Raw genomic sequence first — 6,547 nt, 5'->3', positions numbered from 1 at the left:
GTCTACCTGGCGGCGCATGGCCTCGACCTGCGCGGCGGCGGCGCGGGCCGCCTCGCCGGGCAGCCGTCCGGCCTCGTTGGCCAGGATGGCCAGCGGCGTCTTGACGGCGTGGGCAAGGTCGGCGGCCTGGCGGCGCGAGCGCGCCAGCGCATCGGCGTTGCGCGCGAGCAGGGTGTTGATCTCGGTCACCAGCGGCACCACCTCGGATGGCCACGTGCCGCCCAGGMGGCTTTCGCGACGCGCCTGCATGGCGGCCAGCGCTTGCCGCAGGCGCGCCAGCGGGGCCAGGCCGAACTTCACCTGGGCCGCCACCGCCAGCAGCAAGCCGGCACCCAGCGCGGTCAGGGACCAGCCCAGCAGGCGGTTGAAGGCCTGGCGCGCGGCCCTCAGCTCAGTGCGGTCGAGTGCCACGGAGAGCGTCACGGGCGTGTCGGCCGAAGCCAGCACGATGGGGCGTGACACCACCAGCAGCGATTGTCCGTTTGGCCCGGGGCGGATCTCGGCGTGGCTGCCCGCCACCCGGTTGCCCACCGTGGCCGGCATTTCCGCATCCCACAGCGAGCGCGAACGCAAGGTGGCGCGGCCGGACTGCGCCTGCCAGTAGGCGCCGGAGTAGGGCAATTCATAGCGTGGATCGGCCGGCGCGCGCGTCAGCGTGAGCTTGCCGTCGGCGCTCCAGTCCAGCGCGGCGGCCAGGCTGGTGAGCTGGTTGTCGAGCTGGCGCACATAGGTCTGGTTGACGTGGCGCGCGAACAGCGTGGAGAGCAGCCAGCCGGTGCCGCCGAGCGCGGCAACCAGCCAGATTGCCGCCACGGCGAGCAGCCGGATTGCCAGGGACTGGCGCATGGCTCAGTGCGCCGCGGGGGCGGGCGGCKGGCGCAGGCGGTAGCCCTGGCCGCGCACGGTTTCGATGACGTCCACGCCGAGCTTGCGCCGCAGRCGGCCGACGAAGACCTCGATGGTATTGCTGTCGCGGTCGAAATCCTGGGCGTAGATATGCTCGGTCAGCGCCGCCTTGCTGACGATGGCGCCCGGATGATGCATGAGGTAGTCCAGCACCTTGAACTCATGCGCCGTCAGCACCACCGCGGCACCGTCCACGGTGGCCACGCCCGTGCGCGMGTTCAGCCGCACCGGCCCGCAGGCCAGCTCCGGCGCGGGCATGCCATGGGCGCGGCGGATCAGGGCGCGGATGCGGGCCAGCAACTCCTCCATGCGAAAGGGTTTGGCGAGGTAGTCGTCGGCGCCTGCGTCGATGCCTTCGACCTTGTCGGTCCAGCTGTCGCGCGCCGTCAGGATCAGCACCGGCACGTTGACCTGCGCAGCGCGCCAGCGGCGCAAGACGGACAAGCCGTCCAGCCCGGGCAGGCCGAKGTCCAGCACCACTGCGTCGTAGGKCTCCTGGGCGCCGAGGTGCCAGCCGTCGAGGCCGTCGGCGGCCGTATCCACGGCATAGCCGGCGCTGACCAGGCTGGCGTGGATCTGGGCGGTGAGCGTGGCTTCGTCTTCCACCAGAAGGATGCGCATGCGGGCTCAGGTGTTGTCAGGGGGTATGCGGGGTGTCTTCAGGGTGTCTTCAGGGCTTCTTGCGGGCCTGGTCGAGGTCGCGTCCCTTGGCCTTGAGCAGGGTCGCGGTGCTGGCGTCGTACTCGAGCTTGGCGACCGAGCCACCGGGCAGCAGCAACTTCACCTCGTACTGCCAGATACCGTCGTCGCGGTCGAGCTTGACGCCGATCACGTCGCCCGCGAACTGCGCGGAGACTGTCTCAAGTATGCGCGAGAGAGGCAGGATCTGGCCGGACTGCACCGCGGCGCGCGCGCGGTCGGCGTCATTGTCGGCACGCGCGGKCGGCACCGCGCCCAGCAGCGCGAGCGCGGCGAGCAACGGCAGCAGCGCGCGCGGAGCGCGGGCGAGCATGGGCTTGCGGGCGGGAAGGCGTGCGGGAGAGCGGGGGTTCATCGGGCGCAGTGTGCGGAGTCTTGCCTGAACGGAAGCTGAATGCCGTACTCAGGCTTGGTTCAGGGAGCGGCCGTCAGAATGAACCCATTCATCGTCACCGCATTCCAGGAGCMAGGCCATGCAAGGCATTCGCGTCACCCATGATAGCCCTTCCCGCCGCCGCGACGGCAGCACGCGCGCTKCGCTCCTGCTGGCCGGTGCGGTGCTGGCAGTCCTGCTCGGGGTGGTCGCGCCGTTCTGGGCGCAGGTGGATGCGCATGCGGTGCTGCACGAGTGGAAGCATCTGGACAGCGGGCTGTCGATGATCCTGCTTGGCGCGCTGGTGCTTGGGCCGGTGCTTGCCTTCSGGCTCGACGCGTAAGCGTAGCCGGCTCCGCCTGCGTTCAGCGCCCCCGGTTGAACAGCGGCGAAGTGTGGCTGGCCGCCGCGAGTTCGGCCGCCGCCGCAAGCAGCGCGGGCCCCAGGCTCGCCATGCGCTTCTCGTCGAGCCGGATCAGCGGGCCGGCAATACTGATCACGCCGATGGCGGGATGGCCGCGCCGCTGCACCGGCGCCGCCATCGCCGTCATGCCGGGCGCGAAGACTTCGTTGATGGTCGCGTAGCCGCGTTCGCGCGCKGCGTGGATGAAGGCGAGCAGGGCCTTGACCGTGGTCGGCGCATTCGGCCCGTATTCCCGGGGCTGTCCGTAGCCCTGCCGCGACACCAGTTCCAGCGCGCGCTCGTCGCTCATCGTGAGCATCCAGGCGTGCCCCGTCGCGCTGCAGGACAGGGTCGTGTCCATGCCCATGTCCGGGTCGTAGCGCAGGCCTTTGAGCGCGCCTTGTGCCTTGGCTACCCAGGTCAGCCGGTCGCCGTCGACGATCGCCAGCCGCACCAGTTCGCCCGAGGTCTCCGCCAGCCGGTCCAGGGTCGCCTGCGCCATGTCGACGATGCCGGCCGTGGCCAGGAAACCCAGGCCGAGGCCGACCAGCTTGGTCGTCAGTACGTAATCCCCGTGTTMGCGCAACTGGCGCACGTAGCCATAGGTCTTGAGGTCGGTCAGGAGGCGGTGGCAGGCGCTGCGCGGAATATCMAGTTCGTCCGCGATGGCGGCAAGTGGCGTGCCTTCCACCTGTGTCGCGAGATATTCCAGGATTCCCAGCGTTCGTTCCATCACGCCTGACATRGCGTTCTCCTTCCGTGGTGCGCGGCAGCGGCAGGCGGCCGCCTCAATCCACAATTACTTGCATCGTCATTTCATAATACAACAAGAGATTCCACTTTGGAATGCGGTTCCACAACTGCTGCTACGATGGTTTCACTGGGMCGGCCGGCATGGCGACGGGCCAAGGACACCCTGGTGAGAGCATGCGAGGCATTCGACCCGCAGCATGACGGATTGAAGGAGACAATATGATTGACGAGACCCAGCACCATTCACACGCGGCGATGCGCACGYGGGCAGTCACGGCCGCCACGATCGGCACCGCGCTGGAATGGTTCGATTTCACGCTGTACGGGGCGCTGGCGGCGACCATCCTGCCGAAGCTGTTCTTCCCGGCGATGGATCCGACTTCGGCGCTGCTCGCGTCGCTGGCCACGTTCGGCGTGGGCCTGGCGGCCCGGCCGCTCGGCGCCATCATCTGCGGGCATCTCGGCGACAAGCTCGGGCGCCGCAATCTCATGCTGGGCACGGTATCGATCATGGKGCTGTCATCGGTGCTCATGGGCCTGCTGCCGACCTATATGCAGATCGGCGTGTGGGCACCCGTGCTGCTGGTCGCGCTGCGCATCCTGCAGGGCTTCGCGCTCGGCGGCGAGTCCACCGGGGCGCAACTGATGGCGATCGAGCACGCCAGCCCGGACCGTCGCGGCAAGTACTCCGGCCTGCTGGGCCTGTGCTCGCCGCTGAGCCAGATCCTGGCCAACGGGGTGTTGCTGCTGCTGGCGTCGACCATGTCGGCCGATGGCTTCGAATCCTATGGCTGGCGCATTCCGTTCCTGCTGAGCTTCGTGCTGGTGGTGGTGGGCGTCTATATCCGCCTCAAGGTCAGCGAAACGCCGGCGTTCGTCGAATTGCGCAAGACGCAGGTGGCCGAAGCCGGCAATCCGCTGCGCGATGCCCTGCGTTTCCACTACAAGACCGTGATCCGCTGGATGCTGTTCTTCTGCGGCCCGGCGGCGATCTTCTACCTGATCGTGGTGTTCTCGCTGAGCTACATCACCAAGACGCTCGCAGTACCGAAACAGACTGGCTTCCTGTTGTTGATGGGCGCCAACGTCTGCGCCATCTTCGGCGCGATGGCGGGCGGCATGCTCAGCGACAAGATCGGGCGCAAGAAGGCGCTGGCCATCGGCTCGATTGCCACGCTGCTGATCCTGTTCGTGTATTTCGCGATCCTCGACACGAAGAGCTTCGTCCCGATGCTGGCGATCATGGGCCTCTTCCTCGGTTTCACGCAGTTCCAGAGCGGCATCCAGCCGGTTGCATTCGCCGAAGCCTTCCCTACCAATGTGCGCTACTCGGGMTCCGCGCTGGCCTATACCGGCGCCAACCTGATCGCCGGCGGCCCGATGCCGGTGGTAGCCGTGTGGCTGCTCGCGGTGTGCAATGGCTCTCCGTGGGGCGTGGTGGCCGTCTGCGCGGTGTTCAACCTGGTCTCACTGGCCATGATCCTGACCGCGCCGGAAACGCTCGGCATCGACATGAACCGTGTCGATCCCGCGGTCGACCCCGCCGCGAATATCGTCGGCCGCGAGCCTTTCGCGCAGCCCGGCATCAGCAAGACTCACTGAATTTCTAGCGTTCCGAACACCATCATGTCCAAACTCGTCTATGTATTGAACGGCTCGAACCTCAACATGCTGGGCAAGCGCGAGCCGCACCTGTATGGCACCACGACCCTCGCCGAAGTCCGGCAGCAGGTCGAGGCGCTGGCCGACTCGCTCGGACTCGCCTGCGAGTTCCGCCAGACCAACAGCGAAGCCACGCTGGTCGACTGGCTGCAGGAGGCGTTCGAGCGCGACGCCGGCGTGATCATCAACCCGGCCGGCTTCTCGTTCGCCTCGATCCCGGTGCTCGATGCCGTGCGGCTGATCCATCGGCCGGTGATCGAGCTGCACATCACCAATATCCACAAGCGGGAAGAAACGCACCGGCATTCGCTGATCTCGCGCGCGGCGACGGCCGTGATCTGCGGGCTGGGCGTGGATGGCTACCTGGTCGCCATGCAGGCCATGGCCACGGCGCTGCGCAAGTCCGCCAGCCAGTAAATTGGGGGCCGGCTGCGCCTACCTCGACCGGATGCGCCGCCGGCCCCGCGCTTGCGTGCGATCGCGCCAGGCGTTGCGTCCTTGCTTCGGGAACTGCGCCCTGAACTTCGGCGAGGTCCCGGGAGCGGACCACTCGCCTTAGGCAGTTTCCGAACGGGTTTCCATGTGTGGACAACGTCCCGTCCCGGGTCCTAAACTKAGCCAACAATAAAAAACGTACGACCGTTCTTATTTATTTGCCTGGCGCATGACCAACCATGCGCGAGCGGCATGGCCGGTGCGATGCGTTCATCTTCCGGGTCATTCTCTCTCGCAAGGTCATTCAGACAGGAGACAGGCATGGAATCAAAAAACGCCCCGCTGGTAGCCGAGTTGTTGCGCGATGCGCCGAAGAACTGGGGCAAATGGGGCCCCGATGACGAKGTGGGTTCGCTGAACTACCTCACGCGGGCCGAGGTGTTGCGCGGCGTGGCATCGGTGCGCTCGGGCAAGACCTTCACCTTGCAGATCCAGATGGGCAATCCCGCCGGCGATCCGGTCTGGCCGGGGCGTTCGCAGGCGCGCCGCCTCAACGTGATGGACAAGGGCCACTATCTGTGCGGCAAGGGCCCGAAGTTTCCCGGCGAGGCCGAGTACGCCGACGACATGATGATCATGTACCTGCAGGGCTCCACCCAGTACGACGCGCTGGGCCACGTCTGGTACGGCGACCAGTTGTGGAACGGATTCGATGCCAGGTCCACCATCGGCGGACTGGAAAAAGCCAGCGTGCTGCCCATCGCCGAGCGCGGGGTGGTGGGGCGCGGCGTCCTGATCGACATGGCGCGCCATCGCGGCAAGGCGGTGCTGGACCCGGGCGAGACCTTTACCCACCATGACCTGCTGGCTGCCGCCGAAACCCAGGGCGTGCGCATCGAGAAGCACGACATCCTGGTGGTCCGCACCGGCTGGATCGGCTCGTTCTACAAGCGCGACCAGGCCGAGTTCTACCGCAATTTCGTCGAACCGGGCCTGACCTATAGCCCCGAACTGGTCGAATGGTTCCATCGCATGGAGATCCCCAATCTGGTCACCGACACGATCGCCAACGAGGTCACGGTGGATCCGGAATCGGGCGTGGTCCTGCCGCTGCATAATGCGCTGATGCGCAACCTCGGCGTGACGCTGACCGAGATCGCGCAGCTMGACCCGCTGGCTGACGACTGCGCGGAAGACAAGCAATGGACCTTCCTCTACACGGCGGCACCTCTCAAGGTGGTCAACGGTAGCGGCGCGCCGGTCAATCCGGTGGTGATCAAGTAAGGAAGCTTGCCGCCGACGCCGGCCGTGCGCCG

At 67.0% G+C, this 6,547-nt stretch carries 8 protein-coding genes; 4 read left to right on the top strand and 4 right to left on the bottom strand.

What is annotated here, in order from left to right; genetic code table 11:
- The 3 genes from AC1DKV_RS21785 to AC1DKV_RS21775 all read right to left on the bottom strand — a co-directional run.
- The coding region (locus tag AC1DKV_RS21785; protein ID WP_477137975.1) for a sensor histidine kinase at window positions 1-846 on the bottom strand (846 nt) is incomplete at its 3' end.
- 3 nt (window positions 847-849) lie between these two features.
- Entirely contained in the window at window positions 850-1,527 is a 678-nt protein-coding gene (locus AC1DKV_RS21780; protein ID WP_477137974.1) for a response regulator transcription factor, read from the bottom strand.
- 49 nt (window positions 1,528-1,576) lie between these two features.
- Window positions 1,577-1,918, bottom strand: a complete 342-nt coding sequence (locus AC1DKV_RS21775) for a PepSY domain-containing protein (RefSeq protein WP_477137973.1) — start codon at window positions 1,916-1,918, stop codon at window positions 1,577-1,579.
- Window positions 1,919-2,078: 160 nt separating this feature from the next.
- Here AC1DKV_RS21775 and AC1DKV_RS21770 point away from each other — a divergent pair, with 160 nt between their 5' ends.
- A complete protein-coding gene (locus AC1DKV_RS21770) occupies window positions 2,079-2,321 on the top strand; it encodes a hypothetical protein (protein WP_477137972.1) in 243 nt (80 codons plus the stop codon).
- A gap of 22 nt (window positions 2,322-2,343) precedes the next feature.
- Here AC1DKV_RS21770 and AC1DKV_RS21765 read toward each other — a convergent pair whose 3' ends face one another.
- Window positions 2,344-3,126 carry an IclR family transcriptional regulator gene (locus AC1DKV_RS21765; protein ID WP_477137971.1) on the bottom strand — a complete coding sequence of 261 codons (783 nt, stop codon included), beginning with the start codon at window positions 3,124-3,126 and terminating at the stop codon, window positions 2,344-2,346.
- 227 nt (window positions 3,127-3,353) lie between these two features.
- Between AC1DKV_RS21765 and AC1DKV_RS21760 the strand changes: the two genes are divergently transcribed.
- The 3 genes from AC1DKV_RS21760 to AC1DKV_RS21750 all read left to right on the top strand — a co-directional run bounded on the left by AC1DKV_RS21760 (window position 3,354) and on the right by AC1DKV_RS21750 (window position 6,515).
- Window positions 3,354-4,736 carry an MFS transporter gene (locus AC1DKV_RS21760; RefSeq protein WP_477137970.1) on the top strand — a complete coding sequence of 461 codons (1,383 nt, stop codon included), beginning with the start codon at window positions 3,354-3,356 and terminating at the stop codon, window positions 4,734-4,736.
- A 24-nt stretch (window positions 4,737-4,760) separates the two neighbouring features.
- The gene (locus tag AC1DKV_RS21755) at window positions 4,761-5,213 is read left to right on the top strand and encodes a type II 3-dehydroquinate dehydratase (RefSeq protein WP_441615205.1); all 453 of its coding nucleotides are present in this window, start codon (window positions 4,761-4,763) and stop codon (window positions 5,211-5,213) included.
- A 339-nt stretch (window positions 5,214-5,552) separates the two neighbouring features.
- A complete protein-coding gene (locus AC1DKV_RS21750) occupies window positions 5,553-6,515 on the top strand; it encodes a cyclase family protein (RefSeq protein ID WP_477137969.1) in 963 nt (320 codons plus the stop codon).
- Window positions 6,516-6,547: the final 32 nt, after the last annotated feature.

The sequence above is a fragment of the Cupriavidus sp. 05T41 genome (genome assembly GCF_056396525.1).
This window is presented reverse-complemented; position numbering and strand designations above follow the sequence as displayed.